This window comes from Rubripirellula obstinata (assembly GCF_001642955.1).
GTDB classification, from domain to species: domain Bacteria; phylum Planctomycetota; class Planctomycetia; order Pirellulales; family Pirellulaceae; genus Rubripirellula; species Rubripirellula obstinata.
Map to the genome: position 1 here is coordinate 1 of NZ_LWSK01000119.1, position 15,834 is coordinate 15,834.

Consider the following 15,834-nt stretch of genomic DNA (forward strand, 5'->3'; position numbering starts at 1 on the left):
ATTGACCAGCAAATACCGCTTCCCAAGAATTTTCAATTTGCAATGTTCATTTTGCAATTTGCAATGTTCGACTGGTTCGCGAATAACATCACCCACCGCATTTTCATCAGCCCAGGTTCAGGCGATCGATGGACTAAACCCTGGCGGGATCAGCTACGTTCAAAAATAGTCTCTAAAAAGTAGCGGGAAGCGTTTTCACAGCTTTCCGCCGTCAAATCGAACGATCGTAAATCCGGTGGACCTTCGTTCGCGTCGCTCCACCGCGTTCGATCGTCCCACGGGAAAGCGAATTGCTTTCCAGCACCCACGAAAACTCGCCAACCTGGATGCCATACGTGACCGCGTCGGGCAGGATCCGGGCCAGCGTGACCAGGCCTAGGCCCCACTTCTGATATTCGGGCAACACATTGGTGCTGATCAGTCGCAGTCGATCTACTTTGCGTTTGTCCATCAGCAATCTCAGCCAGCCGAACGGGAACAGTCGTCCGTCGATTTTCTTGATAATCTGGTTGTAATCAAGCAGCCCAAAACCGGCCCCCACTGGCTTGCCATCAATCTCCGCGATGCTGGTCAACTCCGGAACAATCAAGTGTTTCAGTCCGGCGCTCTGCTCGTCGATCTCACCTTCGCTCATCGGCACGTAGCCCCAAGTTTGCTGGAGCGACAAGTTATAGATTTCCAAAAACGAGCGAACATCTTTGGAAAACTGTTTTCGATTGATCGGACGGCAATTGACCTTGAAACGCTTGGTCGCTTCTTTGATCACAAACATCAACTTTGGGTCGAGGTCTTCCATGATTTCGATGCGAGCGTCGTAGCTGTAAAGATCCTGAACCTTTTCAAAGCCACACTGCTGGATCAAGTCGCCGTAGTAATCTTTGTTGTACGTCATCAGGAATGTTGGCGGTGAATCGAAACCGTCGACCAACAATCCGCATTCATAGTTCAGGCTTGGATTGACTGGTCCACGGACATCGGTCATGCCCTGTTCAGCCAACCAATTTGCCGCAGTGCTGAGCAACAGATTGGCGGCTTCGGAATCATCAATGCATTCAAAGAAACCAAAGAAGCCACGTTTCTCTTTGTGCAAACGGTTGTGACCGTGATTGACGATCGCCAGAATTCGTCCGATTGGCTTTCCGTCTCGCCGCAGCAAGAATGCTTGGCAAGCCGCATCATCGTAAAACGGATGGTGTTTAAAACCGACCAACTTTTTACGCTCACCCCACAACGGTGGCACCCAATTTGGATCGCCTTGGTAGTGGTCGCGTTCGAACTGCAAGAAGGCTTTGCGGTCGCTTCGCGAGGTGACGGGGTTGCAGACGGTTTCACTCATGCTGTTTCAATCAATGACGGCAAAACTACGATAAAAATGCCGGAACCGTACCGCTGATGCGTCTTGTTGCCGGCCTACGACTAGGATAACAAATATGAGCGACCCCACGATCCTACAGAGCCCGTCGAATCCGACGGTTAAGCATTTGGTGCGAATGCGTGACAACCGAGCCCGGCGAAAAGCGGGCTGCGTGATCGTGGATGGATGGCGAGAAACGGCGCAGGCAATCGCTGCGGGGTTGATTCTGCGGTCGCTCTACCACACGCCTTTGGATCCGAATGAATCCAAAGACTCGTCGGATTATCCCTGGAAAAGAAACGTCATTGATTCCCATGGAATGGGTGGCGATGGAATCAGCGACAAGACCACTTTGGTCAGCGAGGCGATCCTGCAGAAAATCGGCTACGGACAATCTGCTCGTGGCGTTGTGGCTGAATTTGATCGTCCGGAAAAGAGCCTGGACCAGTTGGAACTTGACAATGATCCGCTGATTTTGGTTTTGGATCAGATGGAAAAGCCGGGCAATGTCGGAGCGATCTTTCGATCGGCCGAAGCTGCCGGCGTGTCGGCGATTCTGCTTTGCGGCGGTGGCGATCCGCTGCATCCCAACGCGATCCGCAGCAGCAGCGGCGGCGTGTTTCACGTTCCTTGGGCAACGGCAACGATCGAACAAATGAGCGATTGGTTGGCGTTGAAATCAGTTCGTGTCCTGGCGTCGCGTGTGGAATCTTCCACGGCAATTTGGGATATCGATTGGACTGGGGCGACCGCGATTGTGATGGGAAACGAAGCCGATGGTTTGCGAGATCGCTGGCAAAACGTGGCGGGACAAGCGATCCAAGGTGTCTGTATTCCAATGGCGGGACAGGTCGATAGCTTGAACGTTTCGGTTGCGGCAGCGTTGTTGGCGTTCACAGCGATCAACGCTCGGAAGCGCCAGCAGGCCTGAACCGAATTACATCTGAGCATTCGAGACAACCGATTCAGCTCGTAGCACCCTTGCATCTGGTCGAAACTGCAAAATCGTTAATGTCGGAGCAACCGGCCGTCGATACTTGAATCTGTCGAGGACTATGGGCGCTACAGAAAGCCTTAGTTCTCAGCGGTGTGCCGAGGGGGGCGCATCGACCCAGATCGCTCGGACGCAAGGATGCGGCATGCCTAAGCAATTTAGAGCACGAACCACGACGACAAAGCGGAAACGTCAACTGCTGATGGCGGCCATCGCTTTCGCCATGTCACCGATGTTGGCCCAAACCAACGCATCGGCGGATGGCAATTTTACTCGGCCGCCTTTGCCGCTGACGGGCACGATCGGAACACACGTTGTCGGACCACAGCCCGGCAATGCAATTGTGAAGGTCAATCCTTTCTGCATGCCAGCAGCGGTCACCGAGGCAACGCCGATTCAATTGGCGTCGGGAACCGAACCAAGCAATGTTCGATTGCAACCGATCGGTGAAGCAATCGGGCTGCAGAACCTCGGCCACGGACCGATCGAGCATAGCGACACTCCGGCGATCAAGATTGAATCGCCGGTCGCCAGCGAAGTGCGGTCTAACCCAATGGCTGAACAGGTACCCGTCGAACAGGTACCCGTCGAACAGGATCGCCAACAGAGTTCGATCGTATTGCTGCCGATGAAGCAAACCGTCATCGAAGTTGAGCAACCTCTTCCGCTAATGGATCCCGTCGTCATTCCTGAGATCACGGAAGACGATGTCGATGAAATGGCAGTCGCCGAGCCAATGGCTTTGGAGCCTGCCGAACCAGTCGAAAGTGAACCCGTCTTCTTCTCGTTCTCGGATGACAGTGAATCAGATCTCGATCAACCGGTTGCCTTGCAAGCGCCCGTTGCAAGCGAGTTTGAGAAACAACTGGCGAAAGGAACCGACGATACGGTACGCAGTGAAGATGAAGCTGAGCCGCTCGTGCACAGTGATATGCACAGTGACATGCACAGTGACATGCTGGGGGAAATGCCTGATGCAAAACCCATCGAATCATCTTTGATGGAAAGCGTTGGCCGACCACAATCGAATCACTTCGTGACTGAACCGGCTGAACCGATCGTTGGTGGCGTCGTCGCCAGCCCGGAAGCAAGCCTTCATTCACGCCGCTATCGGCCTCCGGTCGATGTGCAGCCCGTGCCCATTGCGACCGAGCGTTTGACTGAGAACCATGAAAACTCGCAAGTGGATTCAGTGGTGGTCTCGGCACCAAACTGGGCCAACGAATCGATCGCCAGCACGCCCGTTGTGACCTCGCTTTATATGAATCGTGCTCAGGTGCGTTCGTTGACGGTTGGGGCTGAATTGCACAGCGTCAAAATTGGCGACAAGAGTGTTTGCCAGGCTTTTGCGGCGGGTCCAAACCAGATCAAGTTAATTGGAACAGGCAACGGCACGACGCGATTGGTCGTGTACGCAAAACCGACCGAAGGAAACTCGAAGCCGCTGGCTAGATCTTTTGACATCCACGTCAAAGATGCTGCCCAAGCGACAAGCGATCCCATGATCGATCGGTCAGACATGCTGAACCAGACGATCCAGCAAACGTTTCCCGAAGCTGACGTCTTTGTCAGAAAAGTCGGCAACGAACTGGTGGTGATGGGAAGATGCGGTAGCGAAGCCGTTGCCAAAAAAATCGTTCGCCTTGTTCGGCGAACCTGCCTTGTTCCCGTGAAAGACGAATTAAGAGTCCGGTAGTTCGACTGCCGAAGTCTCTGTTTACCATCCATCCAAGAATCATATCTGGCGCGAACGCATCGCTCTGGCGTCAACGCATCGCACCGACAGTTAACGAGGTTTGACCATGAAGATCCACTGGACTAAAAATTGCCAACGTGGCGCTTGCAGAAATGGCAAAACGCCGACCGCGCCGTTGTCACGACTGGCAATCTTTTCTCGATTGTCGATCATGTGTGCCGCATGGATGAGCGTCGTTTCGGCGACCGCCGTGTACGCTCAATCAACTTCCGAAGGACTCAAGCAGGCCGGAGGCTATTCGCCTGTCGCCGCGACAGTTCAAGACGGAGTGTTGCAGCACGGTGACCAAACTTACCGAGTCGTCGACACCGCGTCCTACCGAACGGCCGCTGACGCAGACTCGACCGAGTCAGGCGACATCGAGCAAGTCGGACATCATGGACAAGGCACCGGCAGTTGCTCGTCTTGCGGGACCAGTTCCTGCGGCGGATCGTGTGGCACAACGATTGGATTGCCCACGGCATCCTGTGGAACCTGCGGCACCGCATGCGGCGGCACCAAAGGCGCCTGCGGCCTTGGCTTCGGCAGCATCTGCAACAGCAATCGAGCCAGCGGTCTGTCATGCCAAGGAGCACTCGCAAACGATCCATGTGCCCCGTGCGTTCCATACCGATACGCATCGGTCGAAGCGTTGTACATGCAACGTGATGACGTCAACTTCTTGTTCAGCGGTTCGCTTGGAACATTGCCTTTGTCGGACTTTGATTTCGAGTTTGGTCCGCGAATCACCGTCGGAGCTGTTTACGACTGCGTTAACGGCTACGAAGCTTCTTTGGTGGGTCCGTTTAGCTGGGATACGAGCAATCAGTTGGCTGCACCTCAAACCATTGACATTCAGCTTTTCCCGGGAGTCGTCCAACCGCACACAGTCGCCGGTCCAGTCTTGACGGATCTTCGACGAGACATCGTGGTTTCTGATCAATCGCAAAGTTTGACCTCGGATTACTTCTCCGTAGACGCGAGCAAAACGATCAACGGTTGGGAAGTTGCCAAGCTGCTTCTCGGAACTCGCTATGTCAACTTCGGTGAAGACTATCGCTACTCGGGTACCGTAACGCAGACCGATACTCGCAACCCGATTCCCGCCACCGTCGGAACACCACCTGTAGCTCTAGACAACGAGACGTTCACGATCACAGAACAACAGAGCGTCCTCAACAGCGTTGATAACCAACTGATTGGTTTGCAAGTCGGAATGGATTTGCTTTACCCAATCGGTCGCTTTGCCTACTCGGATGTACGAATGCGGGCAGGCGGTTACGCCAACTTCGCAGACGTTGACTACACCCGGACCGGAACCCGTTCGGAACTGACGGGTCCAGATTCTGTCTTCGGCGATATCACACGACCATTGAACGATCGTGCAAGCACCGATGACGTCTCACTTGCTGGCCTGTTCGAGCTTGGCACCGGCATTCGATACCAAGTTGGCGAGATCCTCTCGCTGCGAGCTGGCGTCGAATTGTGGTACCTGACCGGCGTAGCAACCGCGACGCAAAACGTCGCCCGTGCCGGACGATCAATCGACACCGACGACGACGTCCTGTTCACGGGTCTGTCCTTCGGATCAGAGCTCCGCTGGTAACGGCGAATCCGACCTGACGATTATCCAAAAAGCCGTGTGACGCTTCTGCATCACGCGGCTTTTTTCGTGTCTGGATCCACGGAATCCGAGGACACCAACCTGGTCTAAACCGTTTAACCGCGTGGGCATCGCCCCGCGCGTCGCGCCCTGCCGAACGCGCGGGGCGATGCCCGCGCGGCTAAACGATTTTGGCGTCGATATTGTTTAAGAGTCTGCTTCAATACGACCTGCCGTAGCTGATCCCGCCAGGGTTCAGTCGAGCATGATCCGATCGTGGACTGAACCCTGGCGGGATCAGCTACGTTTTAAAACGGTCGGAACAATAAGCGGCGTAGCGAAACTCGCCAAGAGTTTCGGCAGCTCGACAAACCGAAAGTCTTGGCGACTTTCGCTACCAATTTTCCCGCCACTAATTGTCCCGACGGTCTTTAAAACCGTCTTCCAAACGCAAAAACGGCCGGTGAAATGATTCACCGGCCGCTTTGCTTTATTCCATTTCGACTCGCTTAGCGAATCCTAGTACATGTCGTGGTCGCCGCCGGTGCCGCCCTTCTTGGGATCTGGCTTGTCGGCGACAAGTGCGTCGCTGGTCAACAACAATGTTGCAACCGAAGCGGCGTTTGCCAATGCTGTTCGCGTGACCTTGGTTGGGTCGATCACGCCTGCCTTGACCAGGTCTTCGTAAGTGTCGGTCAATGCGTTGTAGCCTTCGTTGCCCTTGGCTCCGATGACCTTCTCGCAAACAATCCCGCCGTCTTGACCTGCGTTTTCGGCGATCATGGTCAACGGTGCGCGACAAGCACGCAGCACGATGTTGTAACCGACTTGTTGGTCGTGGCTGAGTTCGTTTTCAGGCTTCACGGTTGCCGAAGCACGAAGCAGTGCAACGCCACCACCGGGCAGGATGCCTTCTTCGACGGCTGCACGGGTCGCATGCAGGGCGTCTTCGACGCGAGCCTTCTTTTCCTTCATTTCCGATTCGGTTGCTGCACCGACATTGACCTTGGCAACGCCACCGGCCAGCTTGGCCAATCGTTCTTCCAGCTTTTCACGATCGTAATCGCTGCTGCAGTTTTCGATCTCGCGACGGATCTGATCGATCCGCGCCTTGATGTCGGCACTCTTGCCGCCACCTTCGATGATGGTCGTGTTGTCCTTATCGACGATGACCTTCTTGGCACGGCCAAGTTGAGGAAGATCGACGCTTTCCAGCTTGACGCCGAGTGCTTCAAAGATCGCTTGACCGCCGGTCAGGATCGCGATGTCTTCCATCATGGCTTTGCGACGATCGCCGTAACCGGGTGCCTTGACGGCACAAACAGTGAACGTGCCACGCAGGCGGTTGATGACCAGCGTTGCCAGTGCTTCCCCGTCAACGTCTTCGGCGATGATCAACAATGGCTTGCCTTGCTGAACCACTTTTTCCAGCATCGGAACCATGTCTTTGATTTGGCTGATCTTCTTTTCAAAGACCAAGACATAAGCATCTTCCAGCACGGCTTCCATGCTGGTTGAATCGGTCACGAAGTAAGGCGACAAGTAGCCGCGATCGAACTGCATGCCCTCGACCCATTCTTGCTCGGTTTGAAGGCTCTTGCCCTCATCGACGGTGATCACACCGTCCTTGCCGACCTTGCTCATCGCGTCAGCCAGCAATTCACCGATCTCGCGATCGTTATTACTGGCGATCGATGCCACGTTGGCCATCGCGTCTTTGTCTTTGACCTTGGTGGCCATCTTGTGAAGCTTGGCGGTGATATCGGAAACCGCAGTTTCGATGCCCATCTTCATTTGGATCGGGTTGACGCCTGCGACGACGGCTTTGAGGCCTTCGTTGAAGATCGCTTCTGCCATCACCGTTGCGGTGGTGGTTCCGTCGCCAGCGACGTCGGAGGTTTTACTGGCAACTTCACGAACCATTCGTGCGCCCATGTTCTCGAAGACGTCTTCGAGTTCGATTTCCTTGGCGACGGACACGCCGTCCTTGGTCACGGTTGGGCTACCGAAGCTCTTTTGCAAAATCACGTTGCGACCCTTGGGGCCCAAAGTGACTTTGACGGTGCGGGCAAGTTTGGAAACGCCGCGGCGAATTGATTCGCGTGCTTCCTGGTCGAATGCAATGATCTTTGACATGGCTTTTGTATTGGTTGAGGGTTTGAATTTTGTTTTGTTTTCAGGCTGTGTCTATGTCTATTCGACAGCTATTCGACAACGGCCAGAACGTCGTCTTCTCGCATCAGCAGGTATTCAACATCGTCGATTTCGACCGTTTCGCCTGCGTAACTGCTAAAGAGGACTTGTTCGCCTTCCTTCAATTGGCTTGCGGCTCGGGTTCCGTCATCGAGCAGTTTTCCGCTGCCGATGGCGACGACCGTGCCACGAGCTGGCTTTTCACGAGCCGAATCGGGAAGCAGAATGCCACCGGCGGTGGTTTCTTCGCTTTCGACACGTTGGACAACGATACGCTCGCCCATGGGCTGCAGACGGACCTTGGATTTCTTTTTCGTGGCAGTCGCCATTTTCGGAGTCCTTAAATTCTTTGCGGATTGAGAATAGGTGTAGTTTGTTTGGTAAGTCACGCTGCCGGATTTCGGTCCAGCATCCAGGCCGCTCGCGTTTGCGTGGGCGTAGACGTCTGCCGCACCTTTGGCAGGTTTGACGTGAAGTCACCCACACAGAGCAAGCGGTGTGCCATCACAGCGCCGTCGCAAAAAAAGAAGTCCTAAGCCGTTCCCAGCAAAGGACTTTGTACAAAGCCGATTTAGACTTGGGCTAACGTAGCCTTCCAAATTGGCAGACCAGCGTAGGCCGTAGCGAACACTGTAGGCCGTAGCGAACAGTGTAGGCCGTAGCGAGTGGAGCGAGTTACGGCATGCGCCCTCCGCTGGGCTGATGAAAATGCGGTGGGTGATGTTATTCGCGAACCAGTCGAACATTGCAAATTGCAAAATGAACATTGCAAATTGAAAATTCTTGGGAAGCGGTATTTGCTGGTCAATTTACATTTTCCAGTGTTCATTTTGCAATTTGCAATCAACACCGAGGCCGGTCAGCCACAAACCCCCAAAGTCGTCCAGTTTCCCTCCACGCAAACATTTTTGTCAGCCCACGCTTTGCCCCTCCATCGTTTTGCCAAAAAATACCGTCTCAGGAATGATCCCAAAGAAACTTCATGAGATTCGGATTTCCTCCAAATCCTAATCCGAACGCGTAAGCGAGGGATTTCCGCGTCAACGAGATCCCTCGCTTGCGCGTTCGGGTTGGGGAATCGGGAAGATAATTCGGGACGGTTCCCTAAATTCGGACCAAGGCGGATGCACCACGTTCGCATGAAAGGGGCTGCTTGGCTAACGACCTGCGAATCGCTGCCAGCGGGCTGGTGTCGCCGGACTTCATTGCGTCGTGAAGCATGCAGCCGATGGCGGTGTGATTGATGCCACCGGTCAAGAAGCCTGGCGAATAGGCCAACAGAGTTTCGCCTTTCATCAGCCGGAATGTTTCCTGAACCGATTGCGTATCGATGTGGCTGCAAAGTGGATCGCTTTTGCCAGTCACGACCGGACGATACCCTAGCCGGCTGGCGATCATGGCCGTCATCAATCCGGCCGATGCCATTTCCCCTTCGCCGGTTTCCGGATCGACGCGGACATACATCATCGACATCAACTGCTCACCCAAACTGGTTTGCCAAAGTGTGTCGCCGATCCGTGACAACATTTGCGAAGGCGTGTGCCGATAACCGCTGTGGGCAGCCATCGCGGCGCGAGCAACCGTGGCACTCATCGCACCGGTGATATCCGCCTGGACCGCTTCGGCGATCGCCATCTGAATCGAACCATCGGGCAGGACATCCCAAGTGTGCCAGCCGATCGCATAATCGTTTGGCGATTCGATCATCCCATCGACCTTCCAATCTTCCGCGATCTCGGTACCGATCGGCAACCCTTGGAATTGCCACTGGGCGACATCGCGAATGTCGTTCTTGGCTCGATCGGCATTCGGGGTCTTGCCAGTGGATACACTCGAAGAAACACTCGAGGAAACACTCGAGGAAACGCCTGTGGAAACACTGGTGTCAGCCGTCACGGAAACACTCGCAGGCGTTGCAAACGGATCGGGCACCGCGTTTGCCAATTCCGTTGCGACCGATCGGGCGGCCAGGCGAGCCAGGGCGACATCGGCGGGACCAAAGTGCTTGGTTTCTTCGGCAAAGAACCATAGCGTTCCCATTGGCACGTCGTCGCAACTCACCACCGCACAGATCGCAGCCGCGGCTGGTTCAGGAGCGTTCCAGGTATCCAGTGGTCCGAAATTCAAATCGTCAATCGTGACCACATTTTTGACCATCGCTTCCAAGTCGCCGCGAGCACCTTGCAACGGACGTGGGCCAGCGGTTAAACGCGATTCGGGCAACCCGTGTGCTGCGCGAATTTGCAGCTCGCTGGTGTCATCATCCAACGTGTACAAGACCGCTGCTTGGCAACCACACGCCTCCGATGCATCGGCTAGTATTTCCATGATCCGGTCCGCAAGCGCTGATTGATTGTCGGCTCCGATGACAACGTTTGCTCGAGCGGCCAATTCGGCATGCTGAGTCCGGATGGCTTGCCGTGCTTCGGTCAGTTCACCAATCAAGCCCATGGCGGCGGTCGCCAGATCGGTTGCGGCGGCCTTGCCAACGGCGGACACTTGAGTCAACGAATCGACGAACGATTCCTCGAACGCTTCTTCGCTGATGTCCCCATTGCTGAATTGATCCAGCACGATGGGATTGTTGCCCGAATTGCCGATCGCTGAATTGCCGATCTGTGAATTGCCGATCGCTGAATTACCGATCGCGGGCATCAGCGAAGGTGTGCCGCCGATCCGCCGCGACCTGGGTGCCATTTGCCATCCGGTGGTGGATTCAAACTTTGACCAGAAAGCTCGAACGGCGTTGCCCGATTCGAGCGGCACTGATTTTGAATCCGTTTCGGTCGGGTTGCTGGCGGGGCCGCGATGAATTCGCAAAAAGGAGGGTGCGCTGGGATTATTCACGAGCGGCCTTGCTGGCTTTGAGGGGGAGGGAGGAGGGATGGGGATCGGCAGGGAAGTCAAACACGCATTGCGAGTGGTCCAATCGTCAAATTGGCGGCGGCGATTCCCTGCCGATCGGTGAACGTGGCGGGCGAAGGGAGGGTGGTTCGCCGACGTCACGTTCAACACCCCATCCGTACCAGAGTCCGCGGGTAACAATGCCCGCCAACGATGGGAGGTTGGTGTGGCAAGGTCGTGGATACCGTTGGTGGCTCCGGTGAGTCGCAAGCGACTCGGGTGCTAAAAGAACGAATCGACTGATCGGCACCGTTTCACCCAGCCGAATGACCGGTAAAGTTCCCGAAGCTTGCCGAGACGCATGAGCAATCGAATCAAGCGTTACGACCAGAAGAGCTTGCCGGGCTGAAGCTGATCGGAAGATGTCGCCTTGGGCAGGTTCTTGAATCGATGTTGGCTGCGTTTGTGGTGGTGGGAATGGAACCACAGAGGCACAGAGGAACACAGAGTTTGGTGCGGTCGAGCACTGGCCTCTGGGTTTCTCGGGAATGGAACCACAGAGGCACAGAGGAACACAGAGTTTGGTGCGGTCGGGCACTGGCCTCTGGGTTTCTCGGGAATGGAACCACAGAGGCACAGAGGAACACAGAGGAACACAGAGTTTGGTGCGGTCGAGCACTGGCCTCTGGGTTTCTCTTCTCTGGGTTTCTCTTCTCTGGGATTCTGTCCTCTGTGTTTCTCTGTGCCTCTGTGGTTCAAACCCCGTCACCCAAAAACAAAAAAGCCTCGCTCGTAAAAGAGCAAGGCTTAGTCGTTGGATTGGGTTTGAGAGACGCGAACTATTCGAGTTCGTCAGTCAGCACAAATTCAGGCCAAGGCACATCACTGCTCTTTCCGCGTGGAGTCAACGTAGCCTGGTACACTCGATAGTTAATTGAATCTCGAATGAAACGAGTTGCACCATCTGCGAACGCGGCGTTTACACCATCTACGTGAGCTGATGATGGGCGCGCGAGGTCAGCAGCATTCGCATTGTTCATTTCTAAAACAAAACGGTCTTCAGAAATGTCAGTTCCACCACCATTAATGCGATGTTGTTGAGCAACAGGATTTGGAGTGCCGTTACTCCAGCTGATCGTGGCAGTTGGGTCGGTATCCTCGTAGTGCCACACAAGACCAGAGGTGTAGCGAGACGCAGTGATACGTTGTTCTGGTGCCGTGCCGGACGCTGCTGCATATGGAAGATTGGCGACTTGCAAATCAGCAGTCGTGACGAAACCGGCGCGACTCCATGCTCTGGCTTGGACATTCTCGGTGAACAGCACTGTAAAACCCAAGCCATCCTTAAAATCATCTAATCGTACTTTAGGGCCGACTCGATCGCTGTCTGCACCGGTGCCAAGTCCTGCAAACTTGCTATTCATTGCACCGTTCGCACGTTTCATCGACGCGTTGAAAAACACTGATCCTCCTCCAGTGGCACCCGAGTTGTCGAAGGGAACAAGGCCATTGTTCGATATATAGCTGTTCTTCCCGAACTCTTCGATGGTGGCGGGATTGCTGGGGCACTGCATGATGGCCAAGTTTGGTGCAGCGAGTGAGTGAAATCCATCATCAGCCTCTTCGAGCTCTCCGCCGGCCCCGTCGATGATCGGGTATCGATCTTCTGTCCAATGTTCGTAGGTCGGCTGAGCTTCTAACCAAGGCAATAGTGCGACAGCCCAAGTTCCAATTTTTTCGTGAGGATTTGGTACCGATGTCGCGGTTGGGTCACTGGGATCCGTAGCGCCAGTGAATCGGCCATAACTCTGAATCCAACCCGGCAATTGATCCTTGGCTCCCGCGTACTGAACCCCGGCAAGTGCGAGGTTCTTCATGTTGGTCGCGCATTGGTTCCGTCTTGCAGACTCACGGGCTGAGTTGACTGCTGGGATGGTGAGGCCCATGAGGATGCCGATGATCGCGATGACGACCAGCAATTCGACGAGGGTGAAACCGGATTGGGTGCGTTTCATCTGGGGCTCCAGCAAGGAGTTAGGGGGATAAGAGCTTGGTAAGCGTTCGATAACGACACTACCGTTCGCCATAGGATACTGTTCGTAGTATCACCGAATTCCCTCTTTCGTGCAAACGAATTCGTGGACTCGAGGGCCTCTAGGGCTAGTTTTCAAGCATTTGCCGACTAGTCTTGCGCTCTCGCATGTTTGGAAATGGCACTCATCACTGTAGCTGGGCATGACCGTCGCTGGACCGGCCACGGTTCAGTCGCGCTGAATCACGCCGACTAAACCCTGGCGGGATCAGCTACGGGGCCCCCTCCGTTGATCAGCCTTTTTCCCTTTCCGGCCTCCACTCCTCTCTTTTCCCGCCTTGGTGTCGATGTCCGTCATTTATCTTGATTTCAATCGAACCACGCCCCTGGCCCCCTCGGTCGTCGAAGCGATGCAGCCGTATTGGATGACCCATTACATGCTGCCCGATCAGGGACATGCCCACGCTCAGGCCATCGGCGAAGCCCTCGAAAATGCTCGCGAGGGCGTGGCGATGATGGCGGGCTGCGAACCCTTTGAAATTGTCTTCACCAGCGGCGGCACCGAAGCGAACAACTTGGCCATCCTGGGATCACTCGCCGGCCAAGATCCCGCCCACATTCTGGTCACCGATCTGGAACACCAATCGGTCCTCGAACCCGCTCGGCAATTGGCCAGCCAGGGTTGGGAAGTCGAATCGGTGCCCTGCGAAATTGATGGCGTCATCGACCCCGATCGAGTCGCGGAAATGATCCGCGATGACACCGCGTTGGTCTGCGTCCAGCTCGCCAATCCGGTGCTGGGAACGATCCAGCCGATCCACGAAATCGCGGCGATCTGTGACAAACGGGGGGTGCCGGTTCACAGCGACGCGACTCAGGCGTTTGGCAAGATGCCGGTGGGTGTGACTCAAATGGGAGCCAGCACGGTCGCGATCAGTGGCCACAAGTTCTACGGCCCCAAGGGCAGCGGCGCGATCTACGTGCGACGCGGCCGACACCTCAGCCCCATCCTGTTTGGCGAGCCGCGTGAAATGGGACTGCGACCAGGCGCGGAAAACGTTCCGGCGTGCATCGGACTCGGTGCCGCCGCCTCGCTTTCGGCACGCTGTGCGGCAGACGTTTCGGGCACCCTGAGTGACCTCAGGGACTACTTTTTTAATGGGCTAGAATCTACCCTTGGCGGTCAAGCGATTTTGCTCTGCGAGGACTCACCGAGGCTCCCCAATACGCTGGCGATCGAGATGCCAGCGAGTGCTCGCCAGATCCAGAAAGCTGCCAGGCATTTGGTGATGGCGACGGCACAGAGCAACAGCCCGCCCGACGAGATGACGCGAGCCCTAAAAGCGATCGGCCGGACCGATTCGCAGATCGGACGCACGCTGCGATTGTCGATGGGATGGACCACCAGCCACGAGCAGATTGATCGGGCGATCGAGCTGCTAGCCGAAGCCAGCGACGGAGCCTGCAACGGCACCCCGTCGGGTGGTTAGCAGGGCAGGCTTTGCCTGGGCTGATGAAAATGCGGTGGGTGATGTTTTTCGCGAACCAGTTGAACATTGCAAATTGCAAAATGAACATTGCAAACTGAAAATTCTTGGGAAGCGGTATTTGCTGGTCAATTTACATTTTTCAGTGTTCATTTTGCAATTTGCAATCAACACCGAGGCCGGTCAGCCACAAATCCCCAAAGCCATCCAGTTTCCCTGCACGCAAACATTTTCGTCAGCCTAGGCTTTGCCTCGCAAAAGCAGGCCACAAGTAGGCCGGAACAAGACGCGACAGCGGCGCAGTTCCGGCAATCGCACTGCCGCACCCGGCGGCCACGTCTCGCTTCTTTGAGATTGCTCTGGAACTGGCTCGCTGGAATCGCGGGTGGTGTTTTGGTCGGCCGCCTGGGGATTGCCGGAACTGCGCCGCTGTCGCGTCTTGTTCCGGCCTACGGTGCGCTACGAGAAGCCTGCCAGGCGAAAATCTTTCTCGAGAAAATGCAAGCAATACACGAGGTGGACACTTCGCTTGCAAGCAAATCAGGCTGCCTGCAAATCGGGCAGCAGACCGGGCACGGCCGCGTGGCCTGCCTGCCCTGTTTTCAGGCATGAACCCTAAGCCGTTTCAGGAAAACGACTTGCGCGAGACGCATTGACGGGGCGTGAGGATAGCCGTCATCGCAGTCCGTCCACCCTCGCTCAGGCGAATGTCAGGAATTGAATCAAATGGAATCCGCCAAGCAGGCAACCCATGCCAACCAAGCTGAGGTGCACCAGCCAAGCCAGCACCCAGCAAGCCCCGCCTCGTCAACCAACCGAATCCTTGCCCACACACCTGCCAGCAATTCACCCGAGCCGAATCGCAGCGAGCAGCAGTCAAGTTCGCCGTCGGCCGGCGTGGCGACCAGCACAGGTTCAAGCAACACTGGTTCGACCAGCTTCCAATCACCTGCGACAATCACCATCGCGGCGGATCTGTCGGACAAAGAAAAGGGGCTGGCAATTCTGAAGATCGCCGCCGAAGCATTTGCTAGCAACGGCAACTGGGTGGTGTTCTACCGGGACATGCTGGGGGTGAAGGGGCTGGTCCATCGGACGTTCGATACCGAGGAGAAATTAGAGCAATTTCAAACCACGCCTCAATTCGCTGAACTGCAAGAAATGGTCGCCGCTCTGCGTAGCCAGGACACGTCCAAGAGTGACGCGGTGGAGGCCGAAAAGATGATCACGATCCGGCTGCCCGAGAGCCTGCATAAGGTGCTTACCACGGAGGCTGAATCGATGAATCTGAGCATCAACAAGCTGTGCATCAGCAAGCTGCTGCAGCCGGTCGAAGGACGATTTGTGCCAGTCCAGCAAGGGCGGCGAAGGGGCCGTAGACCGGGACCGCAAGGCAGCCGCAAAAGCAGCTCCAATCAAGGCTCGCAGACATAATCCTTGATTCGCAGGAGGCCTGACCGCAGCACTGGGCTGATGAAAATGCGGTGGGTGATGTTATTCGCGAACCAGTCGAACATTGCAAATTGCAAAATGAACATTGCAAATTGAAAATTCTTGGGAAGCGGTATTTGCTGGTCAATTTACATTTTTCA

Annotated in this window: 13 protein-coding genes; 8 read left to right on the plus strand and 5 right to left on the minus strand. The window is 55.4% G+C overall.

Annotated elements, in window-relative coordinates:
* The coding region (locus RC85_RS28595; protein WP_238383197.1) for a hypothetical protein at positions 1 to 183 on the plus strand (183 nt) is incomplete at its 5' end.
* Positions 184 to 211: 28 nt separating this feature from the next.
* Here RC85_RS28595 and RC85_RS20810 read toward each other — a convergent pair.
* Entirely contained in the window at positions 212 to 1,336 is a 1,125-nt protein-coding gene (locus RC85_RS20810; RefSeq protein ID WP_068266370.1) for a hypothetical protein, read from the minus strand.
* A 94-nt stretch (positions 1,337 to 1,430) separates the two neighbouring features.
* Between RC85_RS20810 and RC85_RS20815 the strand changes: the two genes are divergently transcribed.
* From RC85_RS20815 to RC85_RS20825, 3 genes are all read left to right on the plus strand, one after another.
* A complete protein-coding gene (locus RC85_RS20815) occupies positions 1,431 to 2,285 on the plus strand; it encodes a TrmH family RNA methyltransferase (protein ID WP_068266372.1) in 855 nt (284 codons plus the stop codon).
* Between the two features lie 208 nt (positions 2,286 to 2,493).
* On the plus strand, positions 2,494 to 4,044 hold the full coding sequence (locus RC85_RS20820; protein ID WP_160148122.1) for a pilus assembly protein N-terminal domain-containing protein: 1,551 nt from the start codon (positions 2,494 to 2,496) through the stop codon (positions 4,042 to 4,044).
* Positions 4,045 to 4,150: 106 nt separating this feature from the next.
* The gene (locus RC85_RS20825) at positions 4,151 to 5,689 is read left to right on the plus strand and encodes a hypothetical protein (protein ID WP_157593978.1); all 1,539 of its coding nucleotides are present in this window, start codon (positions 4,151 to 4,153) and stop codon (positions 5,687 to 5,689) included.
* A gap of 516 nt (positions 5,690 to 6,205) precedes the next feature.
* Here the strand turns inward: RC85_RS20825 and groL are convergent.
* The 3 genes from groL to RC85_RS20850 form a co-directional block, all read right to left on the minus strand.
* Positions 6,206 to 7,822: a chaperonin GroEL gene (groL, locus tag RC85_RS20835; RefSeq protein ID WP_068266382.1), complete on the minus strand. Its 1,617-nt coding sequence runs from the start codon at positions 7,820 to 7,822 to the stop codon at positions 6,206 to 6,208.
* Positions 7,823 to 7,890: 68 nt separating this feature from the next.
* Positions 7,891 to 8,208: a co-chaperone GroES gene (locus RC85_RS20840; RefSeq protein ID WP_068266383.1), complete on the minus strand. Its 318-nt coding sequence runs from the start codon at positions 8,206 to 8,208 to the stop codon at positions 7,891 to 7,893.
* Between the two features lie 775 nt (positions 8,209 to 8,983).
* The gene (locus RC85_RS20850) at positions 8,984 to 10,453 is read right to left on the minus strand and encodes a SpoIIE family protein phosphatase (protein WP_068266387.1); all 1,470 of its coding nucleotides are present in this window, start codon (positions 10,451 to 10,453) and stop codon (positions 8,984 to 8,986) included.
* A gap of 1 nt (position 10,454) precedes the next feature.
* Between RC85_RS20850 and RC85_RS28600 the strand changes: the two genes are divergently transcribed.
* Complete coding sequence (locus RC85_RS28600; protein WP_068266389.1) at positions 10,455 to 10,691, plus strand: hypothetical protein; 237 nt, start codon at positions 10,455 to 10,457, stop codon at positions 10,689 to 10,691.
* 871 nt (positions 10,692 to 11,562) lie between these two features.
* Here the strand turns inward: RC85_RS28600 and RC85_RS20865 are convergent.
* Positions 11,563 to 12,738, minus strand: coding sequence for a DUF1559 family PulG-like putative transporter (locus RC85_RS20865; RefSeq protein WP_149753158.1), 1,176 nt, complete (start codon positions 12,736 to 12,738; stop codon positions 11,563 to 11,565).
* Positions 12,739 to 13,102: 364 nt separating this feature from the next.
* Between RC85_RS20865 and RC85_RS20870 the strand changes: the two genes are divergently transcribed.
* From RC85_RS20870 to RC85_RS20885, 3 genes are all read left to right on the plus strand, one after another.
* Positions 13,103 to 14,245, plus strand: a complete 1,143-nt coding sequence (locus tag RC85_RS20870) for a cysteine desulfurase family protein (RefSeq protein ID WP_068266393.1) — start codon at positions 13,103 to 13,105, stop codon at positions 14,243 to 14,245.
* An 87-nt stretch (positions 14,246 to 14,332) separates the two neighbouring features.
* Complete coding sequence (locus RC85_RS27005) at positions 14,333 to 14,854, plus strand: hypothetical protein (protein ID WP_149753008.1); 522 nt, start codon at positions 14,333 to 14,335, stop codon at positions 14,852 to 14,854.
* A 114-nt stretch (positions 14,855 to 14,968) separates the two neighbouring features.
* Positions 14,969 to 15,676: a toxin-antitoxin system HicB family antitoxin gene (locus RC85_RS20885; protein WP_068266401.1), complete on the plus strand. Its 708-nt coding sequence runs from the start codon at positions 14,969 to 14,971 to the stop codon at positions 15,674 to 15,676.
* Positions 15,677 to 15,834 lie beyond the last annotated feature (158 nt).